Genomic DNA, 15138 nt, shown 5'->3' with positions numbered 1-15138 from the left:
GATCGCCTTGAACAACGGCCGGTAAAGAAGAGTGCCAGCGTTGGTCACAGCCAGCCTCTCGCCGCCCTCGGCGGACCCCTCCGCTATCAGGTCAGCAGAAACGCCGCCAAGCCGACAATCGGAAGAGAACAGCAGATGTCACCATGCGTCCCGCAGGCGGTCCCGCATGGTCTCATCAATGCAGCCGATAACGACATGAACGTGATCCTCGGCGACCTCGTTCAGGCCAAGGATCTGGATTTGATCGCACCCTCGTGTCAGCCGGCGGAAATTATCGATTCCGGCATGATCGACGTGAAGATCTAACCGATAGGGAAAGCGAGTGCATGTTTGCTGGGGCACTTCGGCTGTGATTTCGTTCATCCTCATCTTGGTCCTCCATTACAATATTGTGCCTCAGCTATTTACCCGAGGGACGGCTGACACCGGTACTATGCGGCCAGTCCGAATGGCCGGACCTTGCGGCCCGGCCGTGTCCGGCGACGTGGATCACTGTGATCCCTGGGCCTCGGTCAGGGTCTGATCGTCTTCGACCTCCGCGAACTGGTTGTTATCCTCCTGGTACTTCTGGAGTGCCGTGGCCTGCTGTTCGTTCATCGGCAGGGTCAGACGGTCGCCCTGCATGGAGAACTCGTTGACCGGTACCAATACCTGTTCCGATCCGAGGCCGAACCAGTTGCCGCCGGCCTGCACGACGGCGAACAGGTTGCCGCCGGCCGTCGCTGTACTGCCGCCGCTCTGGCGAACCACCTCCTCGATCTCGCCGATTTCCTGACCGTCCGCCCCGTAGACCGTCATGTCCTCAAGATCGTCAACCGTCATCGTCATGATGCCGGCCCCGCCGGTCTGGGTCGTGGTCGTCGTTGTGGTGCTCGTGGTGGACTGGGCCAGGACCGGGGTTCCTCCCAGCACCGCGAGAGCAACACCAGCCATCAACACGGATTTCAGCATCTGCTTACCTCCTATCCGGGAAAATACCCTGTGGATATCAACAGGGCGGCCCCCAAAGGCATTCCCTGACACCGATGTCGAACAATCACAAAGAAACTTGGCCGGTAACTCACATTGCGGTTGAGCAGGTGCGGGGCTGTTCATGAGCCCCCAAGCGGATCGCCACGATTCCGCGTCGGTACAGTCGATCAGGTGACGCGTCAGTATCATTGGAGGGACGAGCTTCCAATACCGGTGGGCACAGGCGGCGGACTTCATGCGTTCACTGCGAGATGCCGTGCACCCCATCTGAGGGCTTCGCCGCCGTCATGAAGAGAAACCCTGTGATCCATGTGGGAGTCGTTCTGATAAAGCCTGAAGGCATTATGCCGGAATTGGCCCCGGTACGACACCGCACCCTCCTGGGGATCTGCCGCAAGCTGATGGCTCCGGGCTTATATCGGGATCAGGAAATGGACGGCCGGCGGCTTCTCCAGCGGTTGCTCGGACGGGCAGGAAGGCCGTCTGCCCTGGAGGTCATCATCGGCGTACTGCTCGCGGCTCGTATGTGCGACCAGGACATCGACCCCAGGGTCAGGGCCATCATCGCTGTCGTGGACATCGGCACCAACCCGGAGGACTACCCGGTCGAGGTCCTTGAGGAACCGTTGGACCATGACCTCCAGGATGCTGATGGGATCGCAGCGTTCGTGGCGAGTCTCGTGCCGGGCCAGGGGACGAAAGGCCGGCCAGACAGCGTGTTCTCATAAACCGAGCAGGTGGCGGCCTGGGCTATCTTGCTCCTGGTGCCATGCTCAGAGGCTTTCAATGTATGATCATAGATGTCGCCTTTCTAGTGTATGCGGATCATGCTGCCAAATTTCGAAACCGACCGGCTACTCCTTCGCCCAAGAACAATGGGGAACTATGCAGACTGTTTGGCGATGGACGGCGATCTCGATGTCATGAGGTTTGTCGGCGGGCTCCCGGCGAGCATGGAGGAGCACGGGATCGTCCTGACTGACCGCATCGCCAAGACCTATCCACCGGGCCTCGGGTACTGGTCGGTGTTCCCCAAGGTCTCGCCGGAGCAGTTCCTCGGCTGGGTGTTACTCATGCCTCTCGACAAGGACGACCCTGTCTCGGACGTGGAGATCGGCTGGCGGCTGGTAAGATCGGCCTGGGGTCATGGCTATGCCCCGAAGCTGCGGCGGCCGTTCTGCACCACGCATTGCAATCCCTTGGCCTCAAGCGGGTGGTTGCGACTATTCATCCGAAAAACAAGCAATCCTTCCGCGTGGCCGAGAAGATCGGCATGACGTGCATTGGCGACAGTGACTACTTCGGGGAACCATGCAAAGTGTATGAGGCTAGTATGTTTAGGCAAGCATTTCCCCTCAGCCATCAATGGTGAGGCTAACCGCGACCGTGTTGTTCGAACTGAACGCTGAATGGACCAGCGTAAACACCGGCGTCGCAAGGACTCCAAGACATGCCGCCAACCCAAATGTTGGTGTCGATGCATAGGTAGGCGTTCCATCCAGATACTTGCCCGATGTACCAATCTTGACTGCGACCGGCCGGTAGTCCGTGTTCGACCAGCCAAGTCAGGGATAAAGGCCCCAAGTAGATCGAGAAGTCCGCATCGCTTTCCGTATCCCAGGCGATACCCATGAGGAAGCTTGCCCACCGCAGTTCGACGTTCACGCCCAACGCCTTCCTTAATTGATTGATCCACAATAGTACAGCATCCCTAGACCGGCAGCACCGACCGCCAGTGGCAACACTGCAAGCACGTTAGAGGCCGAAGTTGACAGCGGTTGCGGCTATGCGACGCTGACGGATGCGTCGCCTCATCCTCACCCCTGAACGTCTTCTCAAGCTTCCCAATGGCCTGACCCATGCGGAGTTCGTCCGAAGCGGCGGCCCGGACGGGCTTCGGCTCCGTGACCACGGCGACGTCGTCCAAGTCCACTTAGAGGCGTTGTTGGACCAAGACGCCGGGGAGGTCGAGGCGACAGTCCGGGCGGCCCTCGGCAGGTCCGTACGGATCGAGTGGTATGCCTGAGATCCGGACCGATGGCTTTCCGGCGGCATCACCAAGGAACACCAGTTGCGAAGTGTACGCCTCACCTAGGTTGGGCACGTTTAATGACGAGCACCTCGATGATGCCGGCGAGCACTTCGCACCTCTCCGTCATCTACGCATCCAGAGCCTTCGTTAGCCGTCCCGGAATGGGAGCGAGGTGCCCACAGGCAAGTCTGCGGGGCGTGTAGCCGATGTCAAGAGTGGGGCTGCATGGCGAAGGTTAGATCGGGATTTGCAGGCTCATGCCGACAATGGTGATCTCGATAGCATGGCTCAACCGCTTTCTTCCTGGAAGCGGGCGGAGGGCGACAGCCGCGTTTCGGAGTCGCCTTGACAGCCATGCTTGTCATGCGACGTTGGCCCTTGGGATGGATCGGGCAATTGGACATCGGCGGACCGATGGGTCACCTGATCGCCGGCAATGATGAGTTCAACCGCATGTACTCCTTCTTCTCCTTCATGACCTATGTCGCCCGGGCAAGGTCGTGGGCCACTTCCGCCGGGCCGCCCACATCTTGGTCCCAGAGCCTGTCTAAGCCATGGCAACCTCCTACTCCCGCTACCTTCCAGGTCGGCGTCTCCAAGGCTTTGGACCACCGTTCCACCGCCGATGGTGGGTTTACACCGTCCGGCGTGTCCTGCCCCATTGGGATCGCGATGGGTGGGCCGCCCAGACCATCGGCCGACCGATCCTGATCATGGGCTACCCCGGCAGCAACCGATACCGCAAGCCGGTCCGGCAGCAGCTTTTCGACCGCCGGCACGAGACCTTATGGTCCCGCATACCGGTTTGGAGGGACGACACAATCTTCGCCGTCAGCCGCTTCCATCAGCGGGTCTTGAGGATTGGGCCCTGGAACCCGCACCCGTGCCAAACCTGGGCCAAGCTCGACAGCGAGGTCACCGGAGTCGAGGGTACCATCCGCATCTGGTCCGTCCATCCACAGGTCAGCCCACCACACGTCGAGTACTTCGGGCGGTTCGGGGCAGATGGCCGGGAACCGGACTTCAGGGTCTCCCTGCTGGACGACCCCTTGCCGACAGACGTCCGGTCGCCGGCAGCGGCCAAGCGGCAAGCCGCGGCGGTCGTTTGGTGGGTCGGCCTGAACCGGGAGAGGCTGCTGACCTTCGCGAAGAAGGCGGTCTGGTGGAACTGTGGCTATGAGGAACAATTTGTCCGAGGGTTCCGACCGCTCCCGGTGGAGGATGAAGACACCCCATGCCCTTAAGTGGCGTCCCTGGCCGGCCCGCCCGCCTCATGGAGGAGACAAGTGACCATGGTGAAAGGGGAGATCGACCGTGAAGACCATCAACTGGTTCCTGGCCTGGATCGAGCGAACCGAATTGGCAGTGCCGGTCGTCGTGCAGGAAATCCGGCGGGACGGCGTGGTGTTCAGCTTCGAGGGCTGGCCGTGCCTGAGAGGGGCGGTGCAACCATCGGGAATCTCGGTCTGGACCTATCGGGGCGAGGAACCCTGGGACGGCGTCCTCGACATCGACATTCACCCCGGCGGACAGCACGGCCGATGGATCTGCGGCCTCTGCTGGTACGCGTTCGAGAGGAGCCTGTTCCCGAAGCCGCCATCGCACCCCTCGCTTGAGGCCTTGTGGACGTCCCATTCCCTTGTACCGCTCGGCGACTGGTGCAGCGAGAAACTCGCGAGAGCGACCGGCATCGGCTTGGGATTACGAGGGTGTTGCTGGAGGCGAAACTCGTCCTCAGCGATGATGATGCCCGGGGGGCGGCGGAGGTCGCCAGGAGGTCCGGGTCTATGACGAGGTGAATGCCGGGGTGCTTTTCGGATATCATGGGGGCCTCGTCGGTGCCGAGGGCAAACGGGAGATGACCCTGGCATAGTCGTCCCCTCATGGTCGCCCCAGTAGTGTTCTACGCCACGGGATGAATAGGTCATGAATGACGAACCCGGCAGGCCGAGCCGTATCGATGGTGAACAGGAGATTGCCGGATGACCTGGGTCGAGCCCATTCCCGAACTGTCAGTCGTGATGGTCAATGGTCAGGAAGGAACAATAGTCAGTGCATGCCGCAAGGGCGAAGCATACGAGGTTGAGTTCAATGACCCCCTCACGAATTGAGACTGTCCTAGCACGCGAGATCCAAGCCGTGATTTGGGTTCCTCCCGATAGCAACTGAACCTTGACCGTGATTGACAGGCCTTTGGGCTCTGGCATGCTCTCGCGGATTATCATGGAGACACCTCGTGGCGATAAACCCAGGCGAATGGCTTTTCTGGTTGTGGCCCCATCATGTCGATGATCTAGCAGATGAAGCCAAACGGTTCCAGCTTGAGCACGTAGTGACCAGGATGCCGAACGATCTGGCGTCAAGCATCATCTTCTTCACCGAGGCAGACGCTCGCCAGTTCCAGCAGGTCCTGCCCCACGACGCAGGCCCACTCGGTCGCGAGGTGGTCTGTCGTGAACCGTGGTTGTGTGACGACCTGGACGTTACTGATGGTGCAGATGACCTCCCCAGTTCATGGTCCTGACAACCTTTTCTCTCCGAGGCAGCCGATAAAGTTAAATTTATCTTCAAGTCGTAGTATCTGGTATAGCACCAAGAGGAAACGAAATGATGTCTAGAGATTACCGATCCCTTATGGTGTTATTCAATGCTCTGCCCGCCAACGAACAGTGTCATGTCGCTGACGAAGTCCTCCATCAGGCCGATAAGATCCTCGTCGATGGCAACCCCATAATGGACTATCGGGTTCGCGTCACCCCCAGTGGGCGATTTTCAGTTCAATTGAGCACAGCAGAACTTTTTGAGGATGAGGACGAATGACCGAACGACCGCAGTCTAACCTCTCCGAAGCTGTGATGAAGGGCCGCTCGCAACTAGAATAATCGGAAAGGCCATCTAGCCTATCCCGGCGGCATCGCCTATCAGGTCAAGGTCGGTCACCCTTTCACTGAGTCGTGATCGTCTCTGGTGCTGCCACTATGGTTTCCGATTCCAAGCACGATGCGATCATCCTGGCTCATGGGCCGACCGGACAGATGTTGAAGGACCCGGCTCTGACCAGTATCAGGTCCTGCCCCCTAATCATGGCTGTCACTGCTCTGCCGGAATTTCTCGGATATTGGCGTCAGACACCACAGGGTGAGGAAATTGACCAACGCCAGGGTGATGGCGATGTCGAGGTTCCCATAGGCTACCGCAATTCCGATGGCTCCGGTGTTCCAGATCGACGCCGCAGTGGCGACGCCCTGGACTGTGCCGGCTTCCTTGACGATGGCCCCGCCGCCGATAAACCCGATACCGGCGATCAGGCCCTGGATCACCCTGGAGACCGCGTCGGAATTGAAGTCCGGCAGGTCGTTGGCCGCCAGGGCGTAGCCGCAGCTTGCCATCGCGACAATCGGAAACGTCCGGAGTCCGGCGATGTTGTAGTTCTTACCCCGCTCCCAGCCGATGGGAAACGCGAGGGCATAGGCGAGACCGATATGGAGGATGTTGGCCATGATATGCGGCCAGTCCTGTGCATGACCCCGCTGGATCACTACATCCCACCCATGGCCTACCATGGCCATTACCCACTCCAGCAAGCCCATTGCTGCGTCCATTTTTCCTCCTGCAAACAAATCGTCACAAATCTTACGCGAGAACAGGAAGTGGCAGCAATTGACCTGTAGGTGGTAGCGGGGCCATGATGCGAAACGACAACTAATCCGTCACCGGCCGTTATTCTCTCACCGGATCACAGGAGACTGTTGCAATGAGCAATGTTATGCGGATACCTGTCGCGATATGTCTGGGCGTGGCCCTACTGTTGGGCGGCTGCGGCGACAGTGACGATGACGATGATGACCGGCAGGGCGGAATTTCCCAGCAGCAGAATGATGATGACGACGATGATTAGTCCTGGTTCTGAAAGGCCATGTGGCTGCCATGGCAGCCACATGCTCTTTGAGCTACGACTACATGACGGTTCGCCACCCATTTGATCGTCGGCTCGAACAACCTCGCCGGGCACCGCCCTGGCTGAAACTCATGATGCCTCCTGATACCGGGACCGCCACATCGGGGCATATCGGCCCGACTGAAGCGTTTTGTGTATTGAACGGTAATGTTCGTCAGTGCGACTGCCGTCGACATCTGCTTTCCACAGCCACCGGTCGAGGTCATAATGTGGAATGCCAACGATGTAGTGGAGCTTCCAGGTCAGCCGGAAAAAAGCGTGGTACCGGCCCATGCCGTCCGAGAGAGCAGTGTATTCGGCGATGTACCGTTCGATCAGGTCGGCCCGGCGGTCGCCGACCGCTTCGGTGGCCTCGGTCCGCATGACCTGCCACTCGACTTCGGTCGGCTCGAAGACAAACGCTTCCGGCTCCAGCAGGATCGAGGTCTCGATCCAATGGGCAACGTCCAGGAGCTTGCGGCGGGACTGGCCGTGGTCATGGAAGAACGACTCCTCGGGCCTCCGGGCTTGGCACGGCAGGTAGAATAAAGAGCACGGCGTGAACTTCGATGCGTCTATGCCGTGGCGGGGCCGGCCGGGGACCGGATGCTTTTTCGAACAGTAGCCCTCCTGCTCGACCGTCTGAACGATCTGCTGGACGACCTCGCGGTAAGCCCGCACATGCATCCTCTGCTTGGTCGGGATGAAGACCCGGTACGAATTGCCGCCGCTATAGCTGTTGTAGACGACCATCCGTGTAGTCGGGAACAGCTTCGGGATCACGTCGGGGGGCATCTCGCCATCGTCGATGTCCAGCCAGAGGCCCCAGATCGAGACGATGTTGGCGAGGCCGCGGTCGGACTCCTCCGACAGGGTTTCGTCAAACACGGTGGTGTTCGCCAGCACGTTTTCCTTGTGCTTGTCCCCAGTCGAGGTCCGATGGCACGCCTTCAACTGGGCGATGAAGGTTTCGGCATCGGCCACCGTCGTAGTCTCGCGGTCGGTGCTGTAGATCGAGCCGAAGAGCGAGATTTCAATCCGGCTCAGGTCAGGGTGCCGACCGACCAGATCGAGCAGATTCGAGAAGGTCCGGGCTCCCGACACCGAGCTTGTCGCCAGAACCTGGGACGGAGTGCTGTCACGAATACTACTAGAATCATCTAAGGAGGTTTTCGTGACGGCACCCGATCCGGCCAGGATCTGCTGCCGAAGCTCATCCTGCGGGGTAAGCCCGCCGTTCAGGATTTCGACCTCCAGCTTCGCTTCGTCGATCCGCTCCCGGCGGCGTCGCTGCCGCTCCGCCGCAGTCAGGGACTTGACTTTGCGGGGCCGACCGCCCTTCCTGGTTTCCGGCTCGACCTTGAGCGGGATTCCCAGGGGAGCAACCGTGCAACTGGGATAGTGCTGGGCCAGCCTGTCGGCGGTGTCCCGGTCGGCGACCACGACAGTGACCGGTTCCCCAGCCTCATGGTTCCGCAGTAATGTCCGGTTCATGGCCTGATAACACCACTGCTGATAGATCCAGGCCCGCACATCCTGGGCATCGATGCCGTAGCGGTTCAGGTATCCGTACTCATGCGGAGGTGGGTTCAGGGCCGGAAGGACAGCTATGGCGTGATGATCCTGGTACTGATTGTGTCCGTAGGGGCTGTGGGGGATCGCGGTCGCCGCGAAGTCCTGGAACGACGCCCTGAGGTCGTCGGATCGGTCCTTGTTGCCAACGTAGAGAAAGGGACGCCCCTCGGCAGCGAAGCGGGCCTCGACCCCGGCCACCAGAGCGTCCCACATCGTCGCCCTGGAACCGTCGATCATCTCGACCTCGCGGTTCATCGCCCGCTTGCTCCAGGCGTCGTCGTAGCCCCACAAGAGCCGGAGTCGCCGGCCGTTGGTATGCTGTTGGAACAGAAGCCGGTTCTGGATACGGGTATGGGGCTCGAACACGACACCCTGCCGGACCCATAGGCGGTACAGGAGCGAGTGCTGGAACCACGCCCCCATCAGGGTGACCGACGCGAAACCCGCGAGAGCCTCGGGCTTGAGGTCGGCATAGCAGAATATCGAGTCCCGGCCCTCCAGGCCGTCACGGTCCAGAATGCCGTAATACGAGGACGCCTCTGTCACGACATGCCAGTCCGGATGGAGCAACCGCTCGGCCACGGGCGTGAGATAGGACCAGAAATGGTCGCGGCGGGGGTTGTCGACGTAGCCCTGAAGCCGCTGGCGGCCGGTTTCGGTGGGATACACCGAGTGGTAGACCGCATTGGACCTGCCGTCCTCCCGGACCTCGATATGGTCCGTCAGGAGACGGTGCTCCTCGGCCAAATTGAGTTGGTAGCCTTCATGGATCGAGGGAATCTCGTCGATGATGACATGCCAGTCCTCGCGGCGGTGGAAGTACGGCAGGGTCAGCAGGGCCGTGTGGGTGGTCAGGACGATCTGGCCGGGCTCGGCGTGGTGCATCAAGTGGTCTGCCAGGGCGGCCTTGACCCGGCCGGAGGCCACAGGCGTCGGTGTCGAAGCGGTGGACCGGCCTGCGGCTGAAGTCCCGTAGGCGTTTTTCCGTTTCGGCAACGAGTTGCCTTGAGGGTTGGGCGATCAGGACCCGCTGGCCCAGACCGGTGATGGCGTCGGCCTCATGCATCGCCGCCGTGGTCTTGCCGGATCCACAAGGAGCGTTCACGCACTTGAAATTCAATTTGGTCATCATGCCTTCCGAACGAAAAACGCCCGCCTGCTCGGCAAAGCAGGCGGGCAACACTTCGGTATCGGCAGATGACTGGTCTACTGAACCCTGCGGGTCGACCACTTCCGCAGGTATTAGAAATTCTGTTTCTGTTCATCCGCCGAGTACCAAAAGGGTTGCCGCCCTTCTATGGCTTATTTATCTCGGCAGGTGTGCAAGAGCACAACAACAGGCGAATACTAGATTCCGGCCCCAGACCCTCTCCGTGACCGACTTGATCAACTCGTCGCCGAGCGTCGCGACTGACCGGAAGGACGACAGAGGGTGCAGCGACGCGATGGCGAAGAACTCGAGGGTGCGGCTGGACCCGGTGGGTTTTCCAGCCTGACGGCGGTCTCACCCGTGTGATTGCCCTGGCAGCCGCAAGGATGACGATCCGAGATAAATAGACTTGGCTGCCGAAGCAGCCATTCATAACAGGGAGAGAATGATGAACGACGTGCAGACGATATGGAGACTCAATCCAAAACCGTCCTCAATGCAGCAAGGGTGCTGGATGGGAAGCTTGGTCGCCACCATGGAAGCAGGGTTTCCCATTTCCTGTTCCTTCGTGGTCCTGCCGGACCATCGCCAACGCGTGTTGGCTTGGCTCGAAACCAAGGCAACCGGGCGGCACTGCGTCGAGGAACTGCCGGACGGGCGGATCGCAGTGGCCGTCGGAGATAGAAAAGATGCCGTTCGGTTTCGAGCATTTTTCCAGCACTGCCTGGATTTGGATGTGGTCGTCGCGAATGGCTCCGAAGATCATGTCCGCGGTTTCATCACTCGAATGGGACGGCGAGGAGCATGATGAGCTTGCGGGCAATATACCAATTCCTGCACCGTGCCGGCTTGGTTAGGAGCCAGCGGCAATTCAGTCGCGAATGGCTTCGAAGGCAGCCAACCTATGTGTCCTGCTGCCAATCCCGATCCCGAGAACCGAGCCTCGAGGTTTTGCTCACGCTCTACGACAGGGTGCGGCGGATGTCAGCGTCACCCGCCGACGCCCCTGAGGCTGCCAGTCAGAAGGATTTAGGACATCTTGCCACTGAGATTCGGTGCATGATTGGGCGGCGGCTCCGGCCCGCAGAACCCGGTGGCTGCGAAAGCAATCCTTGATCAACACAACCATAGCGGTGAACCGGTCGAGGCTTGGCGGACCTCGACCGCCTGATCGAGTTTCGTCTCTGGGGCGACTCCCCAGCCGCATCGCCGGTGGCTCGGACACCCTCCTTCGAACGGTCCGTGAGGTGGTCCGAGGCGAATTGCGTTCATGGGACCAGCACCAATTCCATCGCTCCCGCGAACGTCTCCTCGCCCAACATGGCGAGCGGCCCTTTGGAAGTAAGCCATCGACTATAGCCCGGCGATGCAGGATGCGTGTCCACATCGGTCCGGCTGGTTGCAGTATGCTGGTCGAAATGTGATTCCCCCTGGCCGGTGGGTAGAGGTCCTAACCGGTGGTCATGATGGTCGACTGTTCCGACGCGTTCAGGATTACCTCACTGCCGACCGCCTCTGCCGGCTCGGGCACGATGCCGAATTTCCGCTATCCGACTCCCCGAAGCCAAACGTCGGTTTGCGATCAATCAAGTTGCGTAGCAATTTGGTCGGCGTGACCATTGCAGGAAATCAACGTCCGGGAGGAGATCATGTCAGTCGCAGGCGAAGGATCAAGGCATCTATGGTTCCTGGACACCGAGGTCCTGGTCAAGGTCTCCCATGTGGAGGGAAGTGACGGGATATCCGTGCTTGAGCACCGGGCACCTCATGGAGACTCGCCTCCTCTCCACATCCACCGGAATGAGGACGAGATCTTCCAGGTCCTGGAAGGCGAGATTCATTTCCGGGTGGCCGACACGGATGTCCAGGCGATTGCTGGGGACACCCTCCTGGCCCCCAAGGGCACTCCACACCTACCGGGTCGACTCGCCGAACGGAGCACGCTGGCTCACCATCATGCGAGGCGGAGACTTCGAGGGCTTCGTAAGATCCTTCGGCCGGCCGGCTGAACACCCAGGGCTCCCCGACGCGTCGGGCCTGCCGACGCCGGATCAGGCCGACGCCCTGATCGAGGCTTGCCGCCGACACGGTATCGACATCGTCGGTCCGCCGCTCCATTGAGGACCCTCATACGGCCATAGCTGGATCTCGGTGATCACCTTGGGGAGATCATCCAGATCCGGCTGTAAATTCCGGGAACCGGATTCCGGTCCGGTATCGACGCCGATCACCATACCGAAGCCAACGACCTCCCTTCGCAAGTTCCGAATTCTCCCCAAAGATCAAGCAGACCGTCGACGTATTGCAGACGTGACGAGCAACAAAATCGCCGTGCCGGGGACACCGCATGAGCGTCATCTGTATCCCGTAACTGTGGGAGTCTAGGCCATACCAGATGCCGACGTGGCATTACCTGGAGCGGGGCGGCAAGCGGGCCGTTCTGGTATGGCATCGTCGAGTGGGCAAAGATACCACGGAGGGCAACTGAAATTGCCCGACTGGTTCTGGCTGCATTTCTGGCGGCCACCCGGCAATCCCCGCATGGGAAAGCGAGTCAGGGCTTCAGATAATGCTCACAACCTGCCTGAAGCTTTTTGCTTATCTCATCGAGCTTCCTGGCAGCGTCACGACGAATTTTCATACATCTCAGGCGATCCGCCTCCGGCCCATCAGGGCTCACCCAGGTCTCCTTAAGTATCTTCAGCATGGCATCTCGTTGGTGCAGCAGGTGCTCGCATTCCGCATCCGGCAGGGTGGTTTTCCTAAACCACCGCATCGGGACCCCGCCGATGATGACTTGGTGCGTATCGCCGCCACGGCCTGCCGGGGGGAGGTTTGTCGATCAGTCCCCGCTCATGCAAGTAGTAGTTGAGCAACCGCATCGCCGTCATTATCGCTCCACTGATGATCCCTTCGGCGTCCAGGTCCTTGAACAGGATCAGGACGGCCACCATCCGGAGACGTGTTCAAGGAGCACTCGGCCTGCGGGTGGAAATCATGATAACGTTCACCCATCAGCCGCTCCAGTTTCCAGGCAAGCTTTATCCCATGGGTGTACCAGGAGGATCTCGGATCCTAAGCGGATCGCCACGATTTCGGATCAGTCCAGTCGATCAGGTGGTGCGTCAGTACCATTGGAGGGATGAGAATCCAACACGCCTGAGGACCTCTTGTTGTGGCGTTTACAACGAACCTCAGGAGGACGACCATGGCCCCTACCACGGGGATCCCGCCGGGCGGAACGACCGACACCACCGGTGGCAAACCACGGGCCACCAAGGTGATCGACTCCCGCGACAAGCCCGATGCCGCATCCGCCGCGACGACGGAAACGAGCCAGCCGTCCGCTGACAATATCCTCGAAACCAGTACCGGCACGACCGGCACTAGCTCGACCAATACCAGCACCCTCAAGGATCCCCTCATTTTACACGATAGCGAAAGTTTCGGTGACCACACGTGACTGCTCCAGGAGATCGGCGTATCGTTCGGCGAGGGCGCGCAGCCTGTGTTCAGGCATGTTGGGGATGAGGTCGTAGAGCATACAGCCCTGGCGGAACAGGGAGTGAGTGCGGGTTTTGACGGTGTTGGACTTGAGATGGCGGTCCATGCCGAGGCTTTCGCCGGCGGCACCGAGCAGGGTGAGCAGAACGACAGCGAACGCATTGAGCAGCAATAGCCTATCGCGCCGTTGCGGGTCGGCAATGTGGACCGCCGAGAGGCCCATGCCGAAGCGCAAGTCTTTGGTATCTCTGAAATTGGGCTCCACTCGCCACCGCTTCGAGTACAGCGCGATGATCTGCGGCGCGGTCGCGCCAGCGTCGCTGGCGGCCAGGCACCAGGGCTCCTTCATGGCCTTGGCGTGGGTGCACACGACGGCGCCAACCGGGCACTGCGCCTCGGTAACCACGGCATCGCGCAGCTTGCGCGCCCGGCCGCCTTGGCCGACCCACTCGGTCGCCGAACGGATCGTTCCGTCGGCAGCCCTGACCCTGGTGTTGCCTTTCAGCCGGATGACGTAGTCGAAGCCCAGGTCGGCGAGAAAACCGAACAGCTTGGTGTCGGCGAAGCCGCGGTCGGCCAGGAGGGTGACTTTGACGTCGTCGGGCAGCACCTCGGCCAGCCGGCGCACGGCGGCGTCTTCGTAGGCGTTGCGCGCGTCGCTCAGTTCGTCCTTGTGAACGCTGAGCCAGATCAGCGGCGTCGTCCGGCCATGGCGGGTCACCAGCTTGAGCGCCAGGGTGGCCTGCCCGTCGGCGTCAAAGTCGGTCCAGTCCATCGCCACCACGATGTCGGTGCGCGGGCCGACCATTTCCGGAACCCAGCTGGCAAAAACATCCCAAGCCTCGATCCCAGGGTTGCTCAGCAGCCGGTCAACCTGCTTGACGGCATGCTTGGGCAGAAGGCCGCGTGCCTGAGCCAAAGACTTGCCGATCACGGCGACGCCCAGAGAGGCACCCGTCATTACCCCAAGGGTGGCGTTGGCAAGAGAGGCGATCCGCTTGGTATGAGTATCTTCATCAAGAACACTGTCGAGGAAGCTCCGAACATCCTTCACCTGCATTAAGCCGCGCTTCGATCCGTCGATCATCTTGCTCTACATAGCTGCCTCTGTTGAGCAATACTGCGATATCACGCAGGTGAATGCACTGCCTGAAAATGAGGGGATCCTTGAGACCAGCACCCCGATACCGTCGAGCATAGCGGTGACCGTGACGGATACCGGCAAGAGTTCAGCCGCCACCTATTCCGGTTCGGGATCGACCGGGATCGGCGGCGTCACCGAACCCAGCACGGCGGCTCCGACGGCGACCCAGCAGTTCTCGCAGTCCGACAGCGGGACCACCGGCACGTTAACAACCAGTACGTCGTCCAAAACCGACACCTTGACCGAAACCGCCAGGGAAATCGGTCAGCAGGCCGGCAGCCGGGCGGCGGCGGAGTGGCAGCAGCGGAAACAGCAGGTATCCGAAGTCGCCGGCAACCTTAGGGAAAGTGCGTCCCGGACGGCGGATCAGGATCGGGACATTACCAGCCGAGCGACTTACCGGGTTCGCCGCCGGGGCCGTCAGGGCGTCGATGCCGCTACTACGATGATAAGCGAACATCCGCTGGCCACCGCTGCGGTCGCCCTGGGGGTCGGGTTGCTGCTCGGCAGCATGCTGGGTGGTCAAGCCCGCAGATCGCAGTCCTATGGCTACCGTAATAGCGATCAGGATCTTGATCTCGGAGAGTATGGATCGTCGCGGAGCTATCGCTCCAGGGATTTGGAAAGCGATTATAGGCAAGCAGAGGCCAACGCGGGGTATGACAGGTCGGGTTACTGACCGGTCGGTACGCCTGAACCTATACGGTCCAGCATACCCCGTCTTACCGGAGTCGCGACAGACCGAGTGCTCAGTTTCTCGGCTGGGCGGGGGCGGGCTGTCGCTCAAGCCTCCATATAGGCGAGGTTAGTCTTCGTCCAGGGTT

The 15138-nt window shown here is 60.5% G+C and carries 13 protein-coding genes and 1 pseudogene; 9 read left to right on the top strand and 5 right to left on the bottom strand.

Annotated elements, in window-relative coordinates; genetic code table 11:
* Positions 1–489 precede the first annotated feature (489 nt).
* The gene (locus DPR14_RS27300) at positions 490–951 is read right to left on the bottom strand and encodes a PRC-barrel domain-containing protein (RefSeq protein WP_192499382.1); all 462 of its coding nucleotides are present in this window, start codon (positions 949–951) and stop codon (positions 490–492) included.
* 308 nt (positions 952–1259) lie between these two features.
* On the opposite strand from DPR14_RS27300, the gene DPR14_RS09570 reads away from it, so the two are divergent.
* Together DPR14_RS09570 and DPR14_RS09565 are read left to right on the top strand one after the other, a co-directional pair.
* On the top strand, positions 1260–1700 hold the full coding sequence (locus tag DPR14_RS09570; protein ID WP_158044930.1) for a hypothetical protein: 441 nt from the start codon (positions 1260–1262) through the stop codon (positions 1698–1700).
* Between the two features lie 90 nt (positions 1701–1790).
* A pseudogene (locus DPR14_RS09565) lies at positions 1791–2344 on the top strand (GNAT family N-acetyltransferase).
* Positions 2345–2346: 2 nt separating this feature from the next.
* Here DPR14_RS09565 and DPR14_RS09560 read toward each other — a convergent pair.
* Positions 2347–2637: a hypothetical protein gene (locus DPR14_RS09560; RefSeq protein WP_158044929.1), complete on the bottom strand. Its 291-nt coding sequence runs from the start codon at positions 2635–2637 to the stop codon at positions 2347–2349.
* Between the two features lie 1681 nt (positions 2638–4318).
* On the opposite strand from DPR14_RS09560, the gene DPR14_RS09555 reads away from it, so the two are divergent.
* Positions 4319–4795, top strand: a complete 477-nt coding sequence (locus DPR14_RS09555) for a hypothetical protein (RefSeq protein WP_158044928.1) — start codon at positions 4319–4321, stop codon at positions 4793–4795.
* Between the two features lie 191 nt (positions 4796–4986).
* Positions 4987–5115, top strand: a complete 129-nt coding sequence (locus DPR14_RS28140) for a DUF4926 domain-containing protein (RefSeq protein ID WP_246149086.1) — start codon at positions 4987–4989, stop codon at positions 5113–5115.
* 966 nt (positions 5116–6081) lie between these two features.
* Here the strand turns inward: DPR14_RS28140 and DPR14_RS09550 are convergent.
* Together DPR14_RS09550 and DPR14_RS09545 are read right to left on the bottom strand one after the other, a co-directional pair.
* On the bottom strand, positions 6082–6606 hold the full coding sequence (locus tag DPR14_RS09550) for an MgtC/SapB family protein (RefSeq protein ID WP_211103957.1): 525 nt from the start codon (positions 6604–6606) through the stop codon (positions 6082–6084).
* Between the two features lie 425 nt (positions 6607–7031).
* Positions 7032–9401, bottom strand: coding sequence for a hypothetical protein (locus DPR14_RS09545; RefSeq protein ID WP_158044927.1), 2370 nt, complete (start codon positions 9399–9401; stop codon positions 7032–7034).
* A 710-nt stretch (positions 9402–10111) separates the two neighbouring features.
* On the opposite strand from DPR14_RS09545, the gene DPR14_RS09540 reads away from it, so the two are divergent.
* The 4 genes from DPR14_RS09540 (at position 10112) to DPR14_RS09530 (ending at position 13129) form a co-directional block, all read left to right on the top strand.
* Complete coding sequence (locus DPR14_RS09540) at positions 10112–10474, top strand: hypothetical protein (RefSeq protein WP_158044926.1); 363 nt, start codon at positions 10112–10114, stop codon at positions 10472–10474.
* Entirely contained in the window at positions 10471–10782 is a 312-nt protein-coding gene (locus DPR14_RS29075) for a DUF6626 family protein (RefSeq protein WP_425501023.1), read from the top strand. Before DPR14_RS09540 ends, DPR14_RS29075 begins: the two co-directional genes overlap by 4 nt.
* Positions 10783–11315: 533 nt before the next feature.
* Positions 11316–11675: a cupin domain-containing protein gene (locus tag DPR14_RS29070; protein WP_211103956.1), complete on the top strand. Its 360-nt coding sequence runs from the start codon at positions 11316–11318 to the stop codon at positions 11673–11675.
* A 1199-nt stretch (positions 11676–12874) separates the two neighbouring features.
* A complete protein-coding gene (locus DPR14_RS09530; RefSeq protein WP_158044925.1) occupies positions 12875–13129 on the top strand; it encodes a hypothetical protein in 255 nt (84 codons plus the stop codon).
* Here the strand turns inward: DPR14_RS09530 and DPR14_RS09525 are convergent.
* Entirely contained in the window at positions 13094–14230 is a 1137-nt protein-coding gene (locus tag DPR14_RS09525; RefSeq protein WP_425501038.1) for an IS4 family transposase, read from the bottom strand. The two genes, DPR14_RS09530 and DPR14_RS09525, sit on opposite strands and share 36 nt — an antisense overlap.
* Positions 14231–14258: 28 nt before the next feature.
* Between DPR14_RS09525 and DPR14_RS09520 the strand changes: the two genes are divergently transcribed.
* Complete coding sequence (locus tag DPR14_RS09520; protein ID WP_158044924.1) at positions 14259–14993, top strand: DUF883 family protein; 735 nt, start codon at positions 14259–14261, stop codon at positions 14991–14993.
* Positions 14994–15138 lie beyond the last annotated feature (145 nt).

The sequence above is a fragment of the Skermanella pratensis genome, assembly GCF_008843145.1.
Lineage (GTDB): Bacteria > Pseudomonadota > Alphaproteobacteria > Azospirillales > Azospirillaceae > Skermanella > Skermanella pratensis.
Note: the sequence above shows the minus strand (reverse complement) of the source record. Positions and strands in the feature narration are given on the sequence as shown.

Excerpts from the sequence above, each read along its gene's own strand:
- DPR14_RS27300 (WP_192499382.1), bottom strand. The coding sequence starts at position 951 with ATGCTGAAATCCGTGTTGATGGCTGGTGTTGCTCTCGCGGTGCTGGGA.
- DPR14_RS09570 (WP_158044930.1), top strand. The coding sequence starts at position 1,260 with ATGAAGAGAAACCCTGTGATCCATGTGGGAGTCGTTCTGATAAAGCCT.
- DPR14_RS28140 (WP_246149086.1), top strand. The coding sequence starts at position 4,987 with ATGACCTGGGTCGAGCCCATTCCCGAACTGTCAGTCGTGATGGTCAAT.
- DPR14_RS09550 (WP_211103957.1), bottom strand. The coding sequence starts at position 6,606 with ATGGACGCAGCAATGGGCTTGCTGGAGTGGGTAATGGCCATGGTAGGC.
- DPR14_RS09545 (WP_158044927.1), bottom strand. The coding sequence starts at position 9,401 with ATGCACCACGCCGAGCCCGGCCAGATCGTCCTGACCACCCACACGGCC.
- DPR14_RS09540 (WP_158044926.1), top strand. The coding sequence starts at position 10,112 with ATGATGAACGACGTGCAGACGATATGGAGACTCAATCCAAAACCGTCC.
- DPR14_RS29075 (WP_425501023.1), top strand. The coding sequence starts at position 10,471 with ATGATGAGCTTGCGGGCAATATACCAATTCCTGCACCGTGCCGGCTTG.
- DPR14_RS29070 (WP_211103956.1), top strand. The coding sequence starts at position 11,316 with ATGTCAGTCGCAGGCGAAGGATCAAGGCATCTATGGTTCCTGGACACC.
- DPR14_RS09530 (WP_158044925.1), top strand. The coding sequence starts at position 12,875 with ATGGCCCCTACCACGGGGATCCCGCCGGGCGGAACGACCGACACCACC.
- DPR14_RS09525 (WP_425501038.1), bottom strand. The coding sequence starts at position 14,230 with ATGCAGGTGAAGGATGTTCGGAGCTTCCTCGACAGTGTTCTTGATGAA.